Here is a 15,717-nt window from a genome sequence, read left to right on the forward strand (position 1 = left end):
GCTCCTTTGCAGAATGGGGGTCTCCGGTTATGCAGGTTATTCTTCGGGGATAGTCACATCATTTTCCAGATCCGCGCCGTTGGAAGCAATGAGCTTTTTATAGTAGTAGAAGGACTTCTTGCGCAGGCGCTTGCCGGTGCCTTTGCCGTAGTCATCCTGATCCACATAGATCATGCCGTAGCGCTTGGTCATCTCGGAAGTGCCGGAAGAGATCAGGTCGATGGGGCCCCACCATGCGTAGCCGAACACGTCCACGCCATCTGCGATCGCCTCCCGCAGCTGCTCCACATGGGCGCGCATGTAGTCGATGCGGTAGTCGTCCTGGATCTGCCCCTTTTCATCAAAGTGATCCACGGCTCCCAGACCGTTCTCGGAGATGAAGATGGGCTTGTGGTAGCGGTCATAAATGCGGTTCAGGGTGATACGGAAGCCGATGGGGTCGATGGTCCAGCCCCAATCGGACTTGGGCAGGTAGGGGTTCTTGATATCGGACAACAGACGGCCGATGGGCTGCGGCACCGGGCTGCCCTTATAGCGCATGATGTAGGTCATGTAGTAGCTGATGGTAATGAAGTCCACCGCACCCTCTTTGAGGATCTTCGTATCATCCTTGCCCATCTCGATGTGGATGTTGTTCTCATCAAAGAAGCGCTGCATATAGTAGGGATACTCACCGGTGGCCTGCACATCGGTAAAGAACCAGTTGAAGTGATCCTCGAACATGACCTGCAGCTGATCCTCGGGCTTCGGGGACTCGGCGTAGTTCTCCAGACGGCAGAGCATGTTGCCCATCTTGGCATCCGGGTCGATCTCGTGCAGCTTTTTCGTTGCCAGTGCGCTTGCCACGAACTGGTTGTGCACAGCCTGGAACTTCTCCTGCCAGTGGCCCAGATAGGGGTTGCAGCTGCTGGGTTCCGGTGCGCCGTCAAAGATGACGCCGCTGCTGGTAAAGGGGTTGGACAACACATTGTTGATCTCGTTGAAGGTGAGCCAATACTTAACTTTGCCCTTGTAGCGGCGGATGACCGTCTCGGCATACTTTTCAAAGGCCTCTACGGTGTGGCGGCTGAGGAAGCCGCCGTACTCCTCGGCCAGATGCAGCGGTGTATCAAAATGGGACAGGGTGACCAGCGGCTCAATGCCGTACTTGTGCAGCTCGTCGAACACTGCATCGTAGAACTTCAGACCCTCTTCGTTGGGGATGGCATCATCACCGTTGGGGAAGATGCGGCTCCAGCTGATGCTCATGCGGAACACCTTGAAGCCCATCTCGGCGAACAGCTTGATATCATCCTTATAGGTATGATAGAAATCGATGCCGCGGCGCTTGGGCAGCTCCCAATTTTCCGGGTGAGCCTTCATGTCCTCCACCATTTCCTTGGAGGCTGCATTGTGGGGCACATGCACATCAAAGGTGCCCTCGGTATCACGAATCTGTTTGGTGATCAGGCGGGCGAAGTCTGAGGTAGCCGGGCCTCGACCGCCCTCGTTCCATGCGCCTTCGATCTGGTTGGCGGCGGTGGAACCGCCCCAGAGGAATCCTTCCGGGAATGTCTTTGCCATGGTTCAATCTCCTTTCTTGTTCAGCAGCATCTTGACGATGGGCAGCAGTTTCTGGGTCATGCGCAGCTCGGTGGTGATGGTCATGACCGTATCCTGCGCATGGACGAACAGCAGGGAGTACTCCATGCTCTCACCGCTGACCTGACTCTGAATGACCTCGGTCTGGGCGTTGTGTGCCTTGACGATCAGAGCTTCTGCCTCTTCCAGCAGCTTGTCCACCTCGTCCAGCTTGCCCTCGGCCATAGCGGCCAGTGCTTCGTCGATCTTGTCGCGGCCATCGCCTGCGTTCATGATGACTTCCATCGCCACCATATTGATATCGCGCTTTTCGTTTTCTTCCATAGGATGTTACCTCTCCTTCATTTTCCCTCTTATCTTACCAGAAATAATTATGCCTTTGCTGCAGCCTTGGCAGCCTTCTTGGCGGCCTTGGCAGCTTCACGCTCGGCTTCCTTCTTGCATTCTGCTTTGTCCGCTGCCTTAAAGAACGGATACCAGATCAGCGCAGCCAGCACGAAGTTGATGCAGATCAGCAGAACGTTGCGCCAGTCGCCGCCGGACATGAAGAAGGCAGACACGGCGTTGGGGGCAAAGTTCATATCGAAGTTGACGTAGTTGATGGTGCCCCAGCCCATGGCGAACCACAGGTAGGAGAAGCCGGGCAGGATGATGGCGATGAGCACGGTGGGGATCAGCATAAAGGGGTTGCCGACGACTGCACCGTACTGCAAAGGCTCGTTGATGTTGAAGATGGAGGGCACCAGCGTAGCCTTGCCCAGCAGACGGAACTTCTTGGATTTTGCACGCAGCATGAACAGTGCCAGCGGAAGGGTAGCGCCCTGACCGCCGATGTGGTGATAACGGCTGAAACCGTAAGCGTAGATATTCTTGGGCGCAAGGCCGGCAGCTACCAGTTCTGCATTCTCAGCAATAGCAGCCTGCGTAATGCTGCGGGTAACAGGGGTAAACACCCAGCCGGAGACACCGAAGAAGTAGAACACATTCTGCAGGAACACGATCATAATGACGCCAGGTGCGCTCTGTGCAAAACTGGTAACCGGCTTCATGAGGATCTGCACCATGGCAAACACATCGATCTTTGCAATGTAGGTGAACAGATAGGCAATGGTCAGGCTGATGAGGATGGCCGCGATGTTGTCGAACCAGTTCTTAACAAAGTCGGGGATCACACTGTCCTCACCAAAGAAGGAATACTTGGCCAGCAGCTTGTAGATGACAGCCACCATCAGACCGACCACCATAGCAGTGAACATACCGCCTGCGCCGAACTTGTTCATGGAAACCAGCGAGCCGCCGTCCACCGTTTGAAAGTTCATGCACATCATGTAGGCACCGATGCCGGTAAAGCCTGCGATCATGGAACGGTCTTTCTTTTCGATCTTCTGCAGGCAGTTGTAGGGGATCACGAATACCACGAACAGACCAATCAGACCAAACGAGAAGGTGCTCAGCGGGCTGATGTCCGGCAGCACCGGAACAAAGCGGCGGAGGATGGCCCACAGGGACGGGATGGCACTGACCATCGAGAACGGAACAATGAACAGGACCGCATCTGCCACGATGCCGAACCAGAAGTTCGACGTGATCTTGTTAATGACCGGAACGAGATGTTTCTCGATCCACGCCTGAATCTTCTCCATCATAGTTTTTTCCTCCCATTTCAACCTTCTTCATAAAACTCGAGGGCCGACTCCAGAATGGCTTCGCCATCCAATGCAGCATAGTCGTCCGGATCAATGGAAGTCACCTTCACATTGTGATCCTTCAGCATCTCCTTATACTTGGGAACCTCGGCTGAAAAGTGGGGGCCAAGCAGCAGCACGTCAATCTTGTCGGCGTACTCCGGCACCTGAGATTTGCTCACAGCGTGGATGGAAACATCCAAACCCTGAGCCTTTGCAGCCTTGCGCATATTGGCGGCCATAAAGCCGGTGGAAGCACCAATGCCGCAGGCAAGTAAGATACGGGTCATAACAATTACTCCTTTCCATATCCAATGAAACAATTCTTTTCTCCGGAATCGCTTCCGGGTTTCGTTGTGCCCAGTATATCAGGTCCATTTGTGAAAACAAAACAAAGTTTTTCCTCGATTCCGGCAAATTCTTCATCTTTCCAACAAGGCGGAAAAAAGTATGGTTTAGTTTTCTTCTTCCATTTGCTATACTATATAAGATAAATTTTTATTCTGTCTTTCACCTGTATTTTTATAGAAGGAGTGTCTCTGCATGAAAACCGATAAGCGCACGCAGCTGCTGAAGATCTTATCCGACGCATCGCAGAGCATTTCCTCTGCAGCACTTGCCAATATGCTTGGTACCAGTGAACGGACGGTGCGCAACTACATCAAAGCCATCAACGAGGAGGGCAAGGCCGTTATTACTTCCTCCCGGGAGGGCTACCGTCTGGAAAGCCATACCGCCAGTCTGGACACCTTGCCCAACGAAGCAGAATCCCGCGTCTGGAAGGTGCTCTCTGATCTATTGACCAGTAAAGAGGGTGTCAACGCTTTTGACGAAGCTGAAGCCCTGTATGTCAGTTCCAGCACCATTCTGAATACCGTCATCCCACAGGTAAAAGAGATCGCCAAAGAATACGACCTGCGCATCGAATCTCAGAAATACCAGTTCTATCTGCGTGGCAGCGAGCAGAACCGTCGCAAAATGATCGGCAGCCTTGCCGTGCGCAACACCTACGGCTTTTTCAATTCTAAAGATGCGTTGGAACAGCTGTTTCCCTCTCAGGATATCGATGGCATTATGCAGGAGCTGTTCACGACCTGTCAGGAGTCCAAACTATTTCTGAACGATTTTGCGCTGAATAATCTGTTGATCCATATTCTGGTCATCCTCATCCGGCTGAACATCGGCAATGAGCTGGACGACAAAGAACCGCCCATCTCGGTAGACGAGCTGCTGGCATCCTCTCAGGATCGGGAAGACATCGTGAATCTGGCCGACATGATCTCGGCAAATTTCGAGCAAAAATACAGCATCCGCATCCCGGAGCGGGATTATAAACAGATTCTGATGCTGATTGCCCTTTCGGTGGAGCACGAAACCGTGGATATCCAGTGTGTCATCAGCCCGGAGTTCATCCACAATGTGGCTTCCATTCTTTCCATGATGTCCCAGCGGTACTGCACCCCGGAATTTGACAACGACTATATCCTGCAGTTCTCCCTGCACATGTATTATGCGCAGCAGCGATGTGCCTTCCATATCAGCTACCCCAATCCCATTGCACTGCAGTTCAAGAAAGACTATGCCCCTGTCTACGATATGGCGGTCTACTTTGCACACCGCTTTGCGCAGATCTATCATATCGAAGTGAGCGAGGACGAGATCGCATTCATTGCGTTTCACATTGGTTCCTATCTGGAGAACAACAAGCAGAGCCGGGAACACGCCACCTGTGTAGTTATTGTGGAGTCCTACCATATGCTGGCACGGCAGCTGATCCACGAGATCAATGTTGCTTTTGCCAACCAGATCATCGTAAAGGAAGTTCTGCCCCTGAACCGGTACCTCAACCGTCAGCCGGAATGCGACCTTGTGCTGACAACCCTGCCGCTGGGCATACAGCATCCGCATGTGGTGCAGATCAGCCCGATCCTGACTAAAGCCAACTGTGAAAGTATCCGTGCCCAGCTAAGCTCCATCAGCACCGAGCGGGAACTTGCCCGTGCCCACCAGTTTTTGCAGAGCCTACTGCACAAAGAACTGTATTTCCGCAACGTGAGTCTGTCCGATGCCGCAGCCTACATTCATTTCATGGGAGAACAGTGTGTCAAACATGGCTATGCGAAAGAGGAATTTGTACAGGACGTTCTGCAGCGCGAATCGTTTTCCAGTACCGCCTTCACCGATGTACTGGCTGTGCCTCACGCCATCAATCAGTACGCCGACCGTTCCTTCATCTGTGTTATCCATAATGATATGCCAATTCAGTGGAAAAAGAAAACGGTGCATTTCGTTCTGATGATCGGCATTACCGAAGCTGAGATGAAGTTCTTTAAACCCGCCTTCGACAGGATCGTGGAATTGTTCAACTCCACATCCCGCACCCTTGAATTGCTTAAAACCAATACCTTTGAAGAATTCTGTGCACAAATGCGGTAACCTATAAAAAGCCGGGTGTCATCTACTTTAAGATGGCATCCGGCTTTTCTATTTTGATGGGTTTCCAAAGGGGCCAAAGCAGGCGAACCCACCATCTCCATGACGGCTCTTTTGGAATTGCTCAAGGATGCCGACCCGGAAATGAAGGCAAAGCTCCGCCTGGCACTGCTCACCTGATGCAAAAAAGGGCACTGATTGCAATGCAATACAGCGCCCTACATCATCGGACATGGAAAACACCGACCGTGCAAAAACCGTGCAGAAACCGTGCACTCATGGCTTACAAAACAAAAAAGCCATGAAATCTTTCGATCCACAGCTTCCACGGTAGACATTCCTACGCGTTGGGACCCGCGGGCTAAGCAACAGCAACGGGTTGCGTTAGCTGATTTTTCCGCAGCTCCTTGGCAGGGCTTTGAAAAATCAGAATGCGGCCCCAACAACTCCTCCCTGTTTCAGCCGCAGGCTGCGGTCGTCGTTGTTGCACTGGGCTGATTGCTTGCGGCGCTATGCGCCGCCGCCCTGTTCGAGCCCCTTCCATCGCGCAAACAAAAAAGAAAAACCAGCACACAATGTGTACTGGTTTTTCTTGGTGCGATGGAAGGGACTCGAACCCCCGGCCTACTGATTCGTAGTCAGTCACTCTATCCAGCTGAGCTACCAACGCATACGTTCCGTTCGGAACATGATGTATTTTATCACTCAGACTGGGTTTTGTCAACCGTTTTTTGCAAATATTTTTATCTTTTTCAAAAAGCAGCATTTTTTATGATTTTTCTTGTATCGTTTTTGTCGTTCTTGTGCTATAATAGCCTTACTATATGTTTTTAATCTGTGTCCGTGCAGGGGTACAGGAGCTTTGCGGGCAGCACCGCGTGGAGGCTGCGCCGCCGGGTTTTCTCTGCAGCGAGACACCACGGAGGGTAGATCCTATGAAACTGGTAAGCGTGGAAACTCCCGAAAAGAGTGTCTGCAAAATGACCTTCAGCGCCAGCCCCGAAGAGCTGGAAGCTGCATCCAACGCCGTTTACGAACGCACCCGCGCCTCCTATACGATCCGCGGCTTCAAGAAGGGCGAAGCGGACCGCGCACAGATCGAGGCTGACCGCGGCGAGCACACCTTCTGGTACGATGCCATCAACGACCTGATGGACAAGGACGTGCCCGCGCTGTATGATGCCGCCATGGCAGAGCACGGCTTTGTGGCTGTTGACAATCCTGTGTACGATCTTGTGAGCGTGAAAAAGGACGAGGGCTTTGTGGCCACTGCCACGGTTGCCCTGCAGCCTGAGCTGAACCTGACCAAGACCACCGGCTTTACCGCCGAGTGCGTCACCCCGGAAGTGACCGACAAGGAGATCGACAATGTGCTGGAGCGCCGCCGCGCTGCTGCCGCTGAGCTGGTGCCGCACAAGGGTCCGGCCGTAAAGGGCAACATCGTACATATTGATTACGAAGGTCTGCTGGAGGGCAAGCCCTTCCAGGGCGGCACCGCAAAGAACCAGGCCGTCCAGCTGGGCAGCGGCCGCATGATCCCCGGCTTTGAAGAGGGCATTCTGGGCCACAAGGCAGGCGAGGAATTCGAGATCTTCGTCACCTTCCCGAACCGTTACCACGCAAAGGATCTGGCCGGTAAACCCGTCGTGTTCAAGATCAAGCTGATCGACGTATGTGTGCGCCAGATCCCTGCTCTGAACAGCGACTTTGCCAAGAAGGTTGCCAATCTGGACACCATGGACGAGCTGCGTGCACAGGTCAAGCAGCAGCTGCACGACGGCAAGCATGCCGGTGCGCTGAACCGTGCCAAGGATCAGATCCTGACCCAGCTGGCCGATGCTTCTGAGGGCGAACTGCCCAGTGTGCTGGTGGAGACCACCTACCAGCAGCAGATGGAGCAGATCCAGCAGCAGCTGCAGATGCAGCGCCTGAGCCTGGATCGCTACCTGAGCCAGATCCACGAGACCCGCGAGAGCTTTACCGCCAAGGTGCGCTCTTCTGCCGAGAAGACCGCCCGTGTGCACATGGCTCTGCTGCAGATCGCACAGCAGGAAAATCTGGTGCCCACCGAGGAAGATATCGATAAGGCTCTGGCCGCTCGTGCAGAGCGCGCCAAAAAGACGCTGGAAGAGATCAAGGAAAAATCCGATATTCCCGCCATGCGCCGCAACGAGGGCATCCGCAAGGCTGCCGACTGGGTGATCGAGCACTCCACCATCGAGGACAAGGCAGAGAACCAGTAAGCGCTGACGATCTGGAATGCGCGCCGCTTCGCTCTGCGCATATTCAGCGGAAAAATCATTTATAACAGAGCAATGCCGGGCGGTCTGCGGACCGCCCGGCATTGCTTTTTCACGGGAAAGGTCGTGGAGGAAAACAGCATTTGCTGGTCAGGACGAACTCCTTCCGTCAAACCCTGCGGGTTTGCCACCTCCCTCAATGAGGGAGGCTCTGGCGAAACCGAAAGTTTTGCACCTGAGCCGAAAGCTTTTCCGACGCGAAAGGCTCCCTCTTTGAGGGGGGGGCTGTCGCCGTAGGCGACTGGGGGAGTTTTTTCAGGTCAAGAAGTTGAAGCCCATAATGACCACGCCCAGCACCACCAGCACAATACCGGTGGCACGGTTCAGGGTCTTGGGGTCTGCCTTATTGGCAAACACAGCGGCAATGCGCGCCCACAGCAGGGTGAACACCACGCACAGCGCCCAGACGAACCAATTGGGCGCACCGCCGATCATGAAGTGGGAGACAGCACCGGTCAGGGCGGTGAAGGTCATAATGAACACGCTGGTGCCCACGGCGGTCTTCAGCTCGTAGCCCAGCACACTGGTGAGGATGAGCAGCATCATCATGCCGCCGCCTGCGCCGATGAAGCCGCAGATGAAACCGATGAGCACACCGCACACGATGGACTGGATGGCACGCTTTTTGGCGCTGACACCCTGCATAGCTTCCTTGGTCGTCATGACCGGGCGCACAATGAACTTGACGCCCAGCAGGAAGGTCATGAACACCGAGAAGCCGCCCATGGTGGCCGAGGGCACTCTGCTGGCCACCCAGCTGCCCACCACCGTGAACAGCAGCACACTTACCATCATGATCAGGCCGTTTTTGATATCCAGGTTCTTGTTTTTGTGGTAGGTATAGGCCGAAACGGCGCTGGCCAGCACATCCGAAGAAAGGGCGATGCCCACCGCCATATAGGGGTCCATGTGCAGGAAGGTGATGAGCATGGGGCTGATGACCGCCGCCGCGCTCATACCGGCAAAGCCGGTGCCAAGGCCGGCCCCCATGCCGGCAAAAAAGGTGACAAGAACCGTAAACAACACGTTCATTTTATGCGTTCTCCTTTATAATTTCGTCCAGATTTTTCCCGATCAGCTCCATGGTCCGGAAAAAGACCTCCTGATCGGCTGGCTCCACATGATCCAGCAGGCGCTTGAAAAAGGCATTCTGCACCACACGCCCCTTGCGGATGATCGGGTCTGCCTTGCCGGTGCAGAGAAGCTTTGTTTTGCGGCGGTCGCTGGCCACGGCATAGCGTTCCAGATAGCCCTCCTGCACCAGCTTGTCCACATTCATGGAGACGAGGTTCGCCTTGATATGCCGCACCTCCACGATGTCCCGGGCCGTTTTATAGTCCGGGTTGTTGGCGAGAAACAACAGGATATCCAGCGCCGTCTGCGACAGGCCAAGCTCCTGACACAGCGGCTTACAGACGGCATTGTACGCCTGCGCGGTCTTGATGGAAAATTCGATATTCGGGTTCACAGCAGGTCTGTCCTTTCATCTTTGAATGATTCATTTTTGAAGTATTATAGTGCAGAAGAGGGGAGTTGTCAAGGGGGGAACTCCCTCAGTCGCGGCTTACGCCGCGCCAGCTCCCTCAAGGAGGGAGCCTTTGGCATGGCGGCAAAGTTTTCGGGCGTGTCAAAGGCCCCATCCCAGAGGACGACTTCCCCCGGCCGGGGGAAGGCTTCAGCAGTACCGGGAACTTTGCAGTTCTCCCGGAAACGGCCTCGTCCTCTCCGTCACCTTCGGTGACAGCTCGTTCCCCTTTCTGTCGCGTAAGCGACATCTTCCCCCGGTCGGGGGAAGTCTGTCAAAGGGAGAGGCTCTGGCGAAACCATCCACTTTGTGCTTTTATCAGGAAGTTTACCGCCATGCCAAGGGCTCTCCCTTTGGGAGAGCTGTCAAGGCCGATAGGCATTGACTGAGAGGGCGAGCCCGCTATCCCTAGCGCCGCTGTTTTCCTCCACGACCCCACCCGTGAAAACGCAATGCCGGGCGGTCCGCAGACCGCCCGGCATTGCTCTATTATAAATAATTCTTCCGCTGAATATGCGCAGAGCAGCGCGGAGCGCATTCCAATCGTTTTTCTCAGAACAGCGCCACTGCCGCCAGACGCACCAGCAAAGCGCACAGCCATGCCACGGCACACTGGTTCACCACCATGATGACCGCCCACTTGTTACCCAGCTCCCGCTTGACCGATGCCACCGCCGCGATGCAGGGGGTATACAGCAGGCAGAACACCAGCAGGGGAGCCGCCTGCGCCGGGGTGAGGGCCGCCGACAGCGCAGCTTCGGAGCCAAAGAGGATGAGCAGCGAGGACACCACGCTCTCCTTTGCCATGAAGCCGGTGATGAGGGCGGTGGAGATGCGCCAGTCCGCAAAGCCCAAAGGCCCGAACAGCGGGGCGATGTCGCCCGCGATGCGGGCAAGGATGCTGGCCTGCGGGTCGGCGGTCAACCGCAGCTGCAGGTCAAAGTTCTGCAAAAACCAGATGACGATGGTGGCCGCAAAGATCACCGTGAAGGCTTTCTGCAAAAAGTCCCGGGCCTTTTCCCACAGCAGCTGTGCCACGTTTTTCAGGCCGGGCAGGCGGTAGTTGGGCAGCTCCATGACAAAGGGCACCGCCTCGCCCTTGAACACCGTGCTCTTGAGCAGCAGTGCCGCCAGCACGCCCACCACGATGCCGGTAAAGTACAGCAGCACCATCACAAGGCCCGCATACTGCGGGAAGAACGCCGCCGCAAACAGGCTGTAGATGGGCAGCTTTGCCGAGCAGCTCATGAACGGGGTGAGCAGGATGGTCATTTTGCGGTCGCGCTCCGAGGGCAGGGTGCGGCTTGCCATGACGCCGGGCACCGTGCAGCCAAAGCCGATGAGCATGGGCACGATACTGCGGCCCGAAAGGCCGATGCGGCGCAGCAGCTTATCCATCACAAAGGCCACGCGGGCCATGTAACCGGTATCCTCCAGCATGGAGAGGAAGAAGAACAGCACCACGATGATAGGCAGAAAGCTCAGCACGCTGCCCACGCCGGTAAAGATGCCGTCGATGAGCAAGGAGTGCACCGCCGCATTGACGTTCCAGTTGGTAAGCGCCGTGTCCACGATGCCGGTCAACGCGTCGATGCCCGTTTCCATCAGGTTCTGGAAGAACAGGCCGATGACGTTGAAGGTGAGGAAGAACACCAGACCCATGATGGCGATAAAGGCCGGGATGGCGGTGTACTTGCCGGTGAGGAATTTGTCGATGCGGTTGGAGCGCAGCTGCTCTTTGCTTTCGTGGGGCTTGACCACCGTCTTGGCCACCAGCTCCTGAATAAAGGAGAACCGCATATCCGCAATGGCGGCGGCGCGGTCCAGCCCGCGCTCCCGCTCCATCTGCACGATGATATGTTCGATCATCTCTTTTTCGTTCTGATCCAGCTGCAGGGCTTCCTCGATGCGCCGGTCGCCCTCCACCAGCTTGGTGGCGGCAAACCGCACCGGAATGCCCGCCGCCCTGGCGTGGTCCTCGATCAGATGGATGATGCCGTGGATGCAGCGGTGCACCGCGCCGCCGTGGTCGTCCTCACTGCAGAAATCCATGCGGCCGGGCCGCTCCTGATACTTTGCCACATGAAGTGCGTGGTCTACCAGCTCATCCACGCCCTCATTCTTGGCGGCGGAGATGGGGATGACCGGGATGCCAAGCATGGCCTCCATCTTGTTGATGCGCACCGTGCCGCCGTTGCCGCGCACCTCGTCCATCATGTTCAGCGCCAGCACCATGGGGGTGTCCAGCTCCATGAGCTGCATGGTCAGGTAGAGGTTGCGCTCGATGTTGGTAGCATCCACGATGTTGATGATGCCGGTGGGCTTTTCGCCGATGATGAATTGGCGGGTGACGATCTCCTCGCTGGAATAGGGGGACATGGAGTAGATGCCCGGCAGGTCGGTGACCTCGGTCTCCGGGTGGCCCTTGATGGCACCGCTCTTGCGGTCCACTGTCACGCCCGGGAAATTGCCCACATGCTGGTTGGAACCGGTGAGCTGGTTGAACAGGGTGGTCTTACCGCAGTTCTGGTTGCCAGCCAGCGCAAAGGTGAGGGTCCTGTCCTCGGGCAGGGGATTCTCCCCATTTTTGATGTGGTATTTGCCGCCCTCGCCAAGGCCGGGGTGATCCACCATTTTATCATCTGCCGGAACCGCTGACATTGCCGGGGCCTTTTCGGTTGGGGTGATGTCGATCTGCGCGGCATCGTCCAGCCGGAGGGTCAACTCATAGCCATGGATGCGCAGCTCCATGGGGTCGCCCATGGGTGCCAGCTTGACCAGCGTGACCTCCACCCCCGGGATCAGGCCCATATCCAGAAAATGCTGGCGCAGTGCGCCGCTGCCGCCAACGGTATCCACAACAGCGCTTTTTCCGATCTGCAATTCTTTTAATGTCATAAGATCGACCTTCTCATTTTATCCACTGTCAAAGTGTGTTAGTTCGTGTTAACAATAGTAATATAGGCTAACTTTGCGCGGTTGTCAATAGATAATATGGGGGAGATGCCTGCAAATCGAACCCTCTCAGACTCACTTTGTTCGCCAGCTCCCCCGAAGGGGGAGCTTTATTTGTGCTGACCGGAAGAAGCCAAGAAGCTCCCCCCTCGGGGGAGCTGGCATCGCGCAGCGATGACTGAGAGGGTTCGGCTTTTGGCATGGCGGCACAGTTTCCGGTTGAATTGCGAAGTGCACGGTTTCACCAGAGGCTCCCTCTCCGAGGACGACTTCCCCCGGCCGGGACAGATTCTCCCCGCGCCGGGGAAAAATGTCACCGCAGGTGACAAAGAGAGGAACAGATGTCACCGCAGATGACAAAAAGGGGAATCTGGCAAAACCGTCAGGTTTTGACGGAAGGAGTTTGCACATAAAAAAGCACCGCATCCTCTCAGGCGGGAAGATGCGGTGCTCCGTTTTGATACGTTACTTCACGGTGTGGTAGCCATCGGGGTTGTTCTTCTGCCAGTTCCAGCTGTCGGCACACATTTCCTCGATGCCGTATTCCGCCACCCAGCCAAGCTCGTTCTTTGCCTTGGTGGGGTCTGCATAGCACTCGGCAATGTCGCCGGGGCGGCGCGGGTCGATCACATAGGGGATCTCCTTACCGCAGGCCTTGGAGAAAGCGTGGATCACATCCAGCACGCTGTAGCCCTTGCCAGTGCCCAGATTGCAGATGAACAGGCCGCAGTTCGTTTCCAGCTTCTTGATGGCGCACACATGGCCGCGGGCCAGATCCACCACGTGGATGTAGTCGCGCACGCCGGTGCCGTCCGGGGTGGGATAGTCGTTGCCAAAGACATGCACCTTTTCCAGCTTGCCCACGGCCACCTTGGCGATATAGGGCATGAGGTTATTGGGGATGCCGTTGGGGTCCTCGCCGATGAGGCCGGACTTGTGCGCACCAATGGGGTTGAAGTAGCGCAGCAGGGCCACGTTCAGGCTGGGGTCAGCCTTGCACACATCCTGCAGGATGCGCTCGGTGAACACCTTGGTCGTGCCGTAGGGGTTGGTGGTGGCACCGGTGGGGAAGTCCTCGGTGATGGGCACGCTGGCGGGGTCGCCATAGACGGTTGCGGAAGAGCTGAACACGAAGTTGTGGCAGTTGTGATGGCGCATCACGTCCAGAATGACCAGCGTGCAGTTGAGGTTGTTGTAATAGTATTCAATGGGCTTGGAAACACTCTCGCCCACGGCCTTGTAGGCTGCAAACTGGATCACAGCAGTAATGTCCGGGCACTCAGAGAAGATGTGCTCCACATCCTCGTGCTTGGTCATATCTGCCTTGTAAAAGCGGAAGTCCTTGCCGGTGATCTGCTTGATGCGGTCCAGCACCACCGGAGATGCATTATAATAGTTATCTGCCACAACAACGTCGTAGCCAGCGTTCAGAAGTTCGATGCAGGTGTGGCTGCCGATATAACCGGCGCCGCCGGAAACCAAAATTGCCATAGCCTAGTACCTCTCTCACTCATTTACATTACAGTTGATGCCGGCATTCCCCGGCCTTGCCTAAAGAATACCGCTTTTATGGCTCAGAATCAAGGGATGCGTCTTCTATTTAGATGAATTTTTGTTGCATCTTTGTTTTCGAGGTTTTGATTTAAAAACGTTTTTTGGCATTTTGTCATGGATAAAAGGCACGGTTTGTGCAAAACATAGAAATGGGGACGGGAGAACCTTCTCAGTCACGGCTTACGCCGTGCCAGCTCCCCCCTTTTGTCGCTGCGCGACATCTTCCCCCGGCCGGGGGAAGTCTTTCCTCTCAGGGGGAGCTTTATTCGCGCTGACCGGAAGATTCCAAAAAGCTCCCCCTTCGGGGGAGCTGGCTGCGACCATCGGGAGCAGACTGAGAGGGTTGTCGCCGTAGGCGACTGGGGGAGTTCTCCTCCTGCCACGCAAAAACGCCTGCCGGAGCAGACGTTTTTTGTGGTACATCATTTTTTACAATTTTCCGCACTGCTTGCCGGTGAAAAAGCGCAGGGTGGTGGTGGCGCGGAACACTTTGCCTGCCCGCAGCACTGTGGTGGGGAACTCCGGGTGGGAAGGGCTGCAGGGGTAGTGCTGGGTCTCCAGCGCAAAGCCGCCGTACTTCTGCATGGGCACGCCGCCCTTGCCGGGGGTGGGGCAGTCCTGCAAAAAGTTGCCGGTGTACAACTGGATGCCCGGCTGGGTGGTGTACAGCTTCATGCTGATGCCGGTCTTTTCACTGGTGACCCATGCGCAGATGCTCTGGCTGGAGCCGCGGGCGCGGTCGATCACAAAGCAGTGGTCGTAGCCACCGCCCACCATGGTGGTCTGGGCAAAGCCGGTGTCGATATCCCGGCCAATGAGCTTTCCCTCGGTAAAATCCATGGGGGTGTTTGCCACCGGCAGAATGGCACCGGTGGGGCAGGTCTGATTGTTGCCTTCCAGATAGTTGGAGGCATAGATGCGCAGCTTCTGGCCCAGAATATCGCCCTCACCGTTCAGGTTGAAGTAGCTGTGGTTCGTGAGGTTCACGATGGTATCCGCATCGGAGGACACCCGGTAATCCATGCGGAAGGTATTGTCCTCGGTGAGGGTATAGCGCACCGCCAGCTTCAGGTTGCCGGGGAAGCCGTCCTCGCCGTCCGGGCTCTCGGCCTCCATCAGCAGGGTGTCGCCAAAGGCCTTCACCCGGTACAGTTTGCGCGAAAAGCAGCCGTGCAGATGGTTGGGGCCGTTGTTGGCTTCCAGCTGGTAGGTCTTGCCGCCCACGCTGAAGGTGGCATTCTCGATGCGGTTTGCATAGCGGCCCACGAACGCGCCGCAGCAGGTGCTGCCGGAGGACGTGAAGTCATCCTCATAATCTGCCATGGTGTCGTGGCCCAGCACGACATCCACCGGGCCGTTCTTGGCCGGAACGATGATGTTTTTAATGATGCATCCGTAGTCCAGAACGCTCACCGTCAGGCCGCCGGGGTTGGAAAGGATGTACTCTGTAACATTTGCGCCCTGTTTGGTCACACCGAAGGGCTTGGAGCGGATCTGTGCCATTGGGCATTCGCCTCCTCAGATTTTACTCGGACATACAGTCAGGCAGACTTCCACTGTATTCTATCTTATTTATGATTATATCACAGTTTTATATCTTTGTGGGGAACGGATTTTAGAATTTGCATCCAATTTTTCCAGCTATTTTTTGTTGAAATTATTCAGTTGGCGGGGCATGTAACCG

General features: G+C 55.7%; 11 protein-coding genes and 1 tRNA gene. 2 read left to right on the forward strand and 10 right to left on the reverse strand.

What is annotated here, in order from left to right; all coding sequences use genetic code 11:
* Positions 1 to 36 precede the first annotated feature (36 nt).
* Genes WMO17_RS01515 through WMO17_RS01530 form a run of 4 tightly spaced genes read right to left on the reverse strand, consistent with a single transcriptional unit; the run spans position 37 to position 3,556 of the window.
* Positions 37 to 1,563 (reverse strand): glycoside hydrolase family 1 protein, encoded by a 1,527-nt coding sequence (locus WMO17_RS01515; RefSeq protein WP_097781092.1) that lies wholly within the window; start codon positions 1,561 to 1,563, stop codon positions 37 to 39.
* Positions 1,564 to 1,566: 3 nt separating this feature from the next.
* Positions 1,567 to 1,905: a PTS lactose/cellobiose transporter subunit IIA gene (locus tag WMO17_RS01520; RefSeq protein WP_097774500.1), complete on the reverse strand. Its 339-nt coding sequence runs from the start codon at positions 1,903 to 1,905 to the stop codon at positions 1,567 to 1,569.
* 47 nt (positions 1,906 to 1,952) lie between these two features.
* Positions 1,953 to 3,227: a PTS sugar transporter subunit IIC gene (locus WMO17_RS01525; protein ID WP_349137329.1), complete on the reverse strand. Its 1,275-nt coding sequence runs from the start codon at positions 3,225 to 3,227 to the stop codon at positions 1,953 to 1,955.
* 17 nt (positions 3,228 to 3,244) lie between these two features.
* Positions 3,245 to 3,556, reverse strand: a complete 312-nt coding sequence (locus tag WMO17_RS01530; RefSeq protein ID WP_118529269.1) for a PTS sugar transporter subunit IIB — start codon at positions 3,554 to 3,556, stop codon at positions 3,245 to 3,247.
* Between the two features lie 253 nt (positions 3,557 to 3,809).
* On the opposite strand from WMO17_RS01530, the gene WMO17_RS01535 reads away from it, so the two are divergent.
* Positions 3,810 to 5,702, forward strand: a complete 1,893-nt coding sequence (locus tag WMO17_RS01535; protein WP_349137330.1) for a BglG family transcription antiterminator — start codon at positions 3,810 to 3,812, stop codon at positions 5,700 to 5,702.
* Positions 5,703 to 6,292: 590 nt separating this feature from the next.
* On the opposite strand, the gene WMO17_RS01540 is transcribed toward WMO17_RS01535, so the two are convergent.
* Positions 6,293 to 6,369, reverse strand: a tRNA-Arg gene (locus WMO17_RS01540).
* 265 nt (positions 6,370 to 6,634) lie between these two features.
* Here WMO17_RS01540 and tig point away from each other — a divergent pair.
* Positions 6,635 to 7,942 (forward strand): trigger factor, encoded by a 1,308-nt coding sequence (gene tig, locus WMO17_RS01545; RefSeq protein ID WP_337678569.1) that lies wholly within the window; start codon positions 6,635 to 6,637, stop codon positions 7,940 to 7,942.
* A gap of 312 nt (positions 7,943 to 8,254) precedes the next feature.
* Here tig and WMO17_RS01550 read toward each other — a convergent pair whose 3' ends face one another.
* The 5 genes from WMO17_RS01550 to WMO17_RS01570 all read right to left on the reverse strand — a co-directional run bounded on the left by WMO17_RS01550 (position 8,255) and on the right by WMO17_RS01570 (position 15,536).
* The gene (locus WMO17_RS01550; RefSeq protein WP_349137331.1) at positions 8,255 to 9,031 is read right to left on the reverse strand and encodes a sulfite exporter TauE/SafE family protein; all 777 of its coding nucleotides are present in this window, start codon (positions 9,029 to 9,031) and stop codon (positions 8,255 to 8,257) included.
* A 1-nt stretch (position 9,032) separates the two neighbouring features.
* Positions 9,033 to 9,467 (reverse strand): MarR family winged helix-turn-helix transcriptional regulator, encoded by a 435-nt coding sequence (locus tag WMO17_RS01555; protein ID WP_005939340.1) that lies wholly within the window; start codon positions 9,465 to 9,467, stop codon positions 9,033 to 9,035.
* A 609-nt stretch (positions 9,468 to 10,076) separates the two neighbouring features.
* Positions 10,077 to 12,422 carry a ferrous iron transport protein B gene (gene feoB / locus WMO17_RS01560; RefSeq protein ID WP_349137332.1) on the reverse strand — a complete coding sequence of 782 codons (2,346 nt, stop codon included), beginning with the start codon at positions 12,420 to 12,422 and terminating at the stop codon, positions 10,077 to 10,079.
* A gap of 522 nt (positions 12,423 to 12,944) precedes the next feature.
* Positions 12,945 to 13,970: a UDP-glucose 4-epimerase GalE gene (gene galE / locus WMO17_RS01565; RefSeq protein ID WP_005937424.1), complete on the reverse strand. Its 1,026-nt coding sequence runs from the start codon at positions 13,968 to 13,970 to the stop codon at positions 12,945 to 12,947.
* A 492-nt stretch (positions 13,971 to 14,462) separates the two neighbouring features.
* Positions 14,463 to 15,536 (reverse strand): aldose epimerase family protein, encoded by a 1,074-nt coding sequence (locus WMO17_RS01570; protein WP_005938695.1) that lies wholly within the window; start codon positions 15,534 to 15,536, stop codon positions 14,463 to 14,465.
* Positions 15,537 to 15,717 lie beyond the last annotated feature (181 nt).

The organism is Faecalibacterium faecis (assembly GCF_040096475.1).
GTDB classification, from domain to species: Bacteria; Bacillota; Clostridia; order Oscillospirales; family Ruminococcaceae; genus Faecalibacterium; species Faecalibacterium taiwanense.

What these genes read in the sequence shown, in the direction of transcription:
- WMO17_RS01520 (WP_097774500.1), bottom strand. Translation starts at nt 1,905, where the DNA reads ATGGAAGAAAACGAAAAGCGCGATATCAATATGGTGGCGATGGAAGTC.
- feoB (WP_349137332.1), bottom strand. Translation starts at nt 12,422, where the DNA reads ATGACATTAAAAGAATTGCAGATCGGAAAAAGCGCTGTTGTGGATACC.
- WMO17_RS01550 (WP_349137331.1), bottom strand. Translation starts at nt 9,031, where the DNA reads ATGAACGTGTTGTTTACGGTTCTTGTCACCTTTTTTGCCGGCATGGGG.
- WMO17_RS01535 (WP_349137330.1), top strand. Translation starts at nt 3,810, where the DNA reads ATGAAAACCGATAAGCGCACGCAGCTGCTGAAGATCTTATCCGACGCA.
- galE (WP_005937424.1), bottom strand. Translation starts at nt 13,970, where the DNA reads ATGGCAATTTTGGTTTCCGGCGGCGCCGGTTATATCGGCAGCCACACC.
- WMO17_RS01530 (WP_118529269.1), bottom strand. Translation starts at nt 3,556, where the DNA reads ATGACCCGTATCTTACTTGCCTGCGGCATTGGTGCTTCCACCGGCTTT.
- WMO17_RS01515 (WP_097781092.1), bottom strand. Translation starts at nt 1,563, where the DNA reads ATGGCAAAGACATTCCCGGAAGGATTCCTCTGGGGCGGTTCCACCGCC.
- tig (WP_337678569.1), top strand. Translation starts at nt 6,635, where the DNA reads ATGAAACTGGTAAGCGTGGAAACTCCCGAAAAGAGTGTCTGCAAAATG.
- WMO17_RS01525 (WP_349137329.1), bottom strand. Translation starts at nt 3,227, where the DNA reads ATGATGGAGAAGATTCAGGCGTGGATCGAGAAACATCTCGTTCCGGTC.
- WMO17_RS01570 (WP_005938695.1), bottom strand. Translation starts at nt 15,536, where the DNA reads ATGGCACAGATCCGCTCCAAGCCCTTCGGTGTGACCAAACAGGGCGCA.